A 1,709-nucleotide genomic window follows, 5' to 3' on the forward strand; every position below is an offset into this window, starting at 1 on the left:
AATCAGAACCTGTTGGCATCCGTAGTCCATGGTTGCTGAGTGGCGACCCAAAGCTATAGTAACGACCTGCATCATTGGGGAGCGACTTAAGTCGCTCGAAGGCTTTTCCACCCCGCACTACTCGTGCTAGCAGCGCGGAGCACTTAGTACGGGGCTACCAAGCTACTCTGCTGTGTAATAGGCACGTAGCTGCCTTGGGCTGCGAGAATGGTAACAGGGCTAAAGCCCCCAAGTTGGCTTCCTTCCCCCACTAAAGCAGAGGGGCTTTAGCCCACCCACATCCCGTAACTGAAGAGAAGAGGACTAGGCCATCGATTTGCGGCGGTTGCGCCGCATGGCTACCGCTTTGCGCTTGCGCTTTTCCAGGTTGGTTTCAAAGTGGCGATGGTTGCGCAGATCCCGCAAAATGCCTGCCTTGGAGACCTGGCGCTTGAAGCGGCGCAGCGCGGATTCAATCCCTTCGTTTTCGCCAATCGTCACTTGAGTCATAAGAAAGACATCTCCTCCGTCAATCAACAAAAACGGACTTGGATACAACAGGGATCCCTATCCTAAACCATCTCCGGCCTGCCTATTGGGCGCGGCTGCCGAAGTTGACCCCGGAAACCACCTCCCCCTCTCGCAGGTTCACCGTCAAAGAGACCGTCGCCCCTACGGCAGGAGAAGGGGAGGGTGTTGGAACTGGCATTGGGCTGGGGGCAGTGCCGGTTACCGATTGCACAAACCCGGCAAAGCTGGACACCCGCGTATACACTCCGTAGAAATTGGGCTGGGCGCAGCCTTTGCCAAAACTGGTGATTCCGGCCAGAGCAAAGCCGCTGCCGCTGGGTACGAGCAAAGGCCCGCCGCTGTCGGCCTGACAGGTATCCACACCCCCTTGGGGAAAGCCAGCGCAGAGCATGGTATCTAAAATGATGCCATTGTAAGACTGGGGCGCGTTGCACACCTCGTTGGCGACGATGGGAACTTCGGCCTGTTGCAGATCCAGAGCAAAGCCGCTGGGTTCTTGGTCAAGGTCGCGGGGGGAGGTGGCCCCCCAACCCAGAATGGTGGCCAACGTGCCGGGGGCAGTCAGGCTGGTTTGGTTGGGCTGCACCAGGGGCAGGGTGGCCAGAGCCACCGGCCGCGAGAGGCGCACCAGGGCAAGATCGTTCCCCCCCAGTTGCCCCACCTGGGGATTGTAGCCGGGGTGGATGACGATTTGCGCAGCGCGAATGCGCTGGCCGGCGCTAACCTGCAGACGGGTTGTTCCCACCAACAGATCCAGGCTGCGGGCGTTCACCACCCGCTGGCCTTGATCATTGAAGAAGCAATGGGCGGCGGTGAGCACCCACTCCGGAGCAACCAGGGATCCAGCGCAAAACTGCGCCTGAAAAGGATCCGGCTCCGCCGCGTTCAGCAGGGCCACCATCCAGGGAAAGGCCCCCGGCTGGGCCGGCCTGCCGCCGACAATCCGACCTAAGCCTGAGGGCGGCCCAGTAAACACCCGCCCTGGGGGCAAAAGGGCGGTGACGCGGTAGGTGCCAGGGGGCAAGTTGGAAAAGCGGAAGTTGCCGTTGGCATCGCTGAGGGTGCTGGGCTCCCCCCCATCGAGGCGACCATTGCCGTTTAAGTCCAAAAAGGTGGTGATGCCGGCCAGCCCCGGCTCTCCCGGATCCCGCAGGCCATTGCCGTTGAGGTCGTCAAAGTGGGATCCCTCAATTTGTCCT

Annotated in this window: 2 protein-coding genes; both read right to left on the minus strand. The window is 60.8% G+C overall.

Annotation, left to right across the window (positions count from 1 at the left end):
* Positions 1-303: 303 nt before the first annotated feature.
* Positions 304-489: a 30S ribosomal protein S21 gene (gene rpsU / locus NW863_RS09260; protein WP_011429105.1), complete on the minus strand. Its 186-nt coding sequence runs from the start codon at positions 487-489 to the stop codon at positions 304-306.
* 82 nt (positions 490-571) lie between these two features.
* A partial coding sequence (locus tag NW863_RS09265) for a trypsin-like serine protease (protein ID WP_414365917.1) occupies positions 572-1,709 on the minus strand: 1,138 nt, incomplete at its 5' end.

Source organism: Synechococcus sp. B60.1 (genome assembly GCF_047462555.1).
Lineage (GTDB): Bacteria > Cyanobacteriota > Cyanobacteriia > Thermostichales > Thermostichaceae > Thermostichus.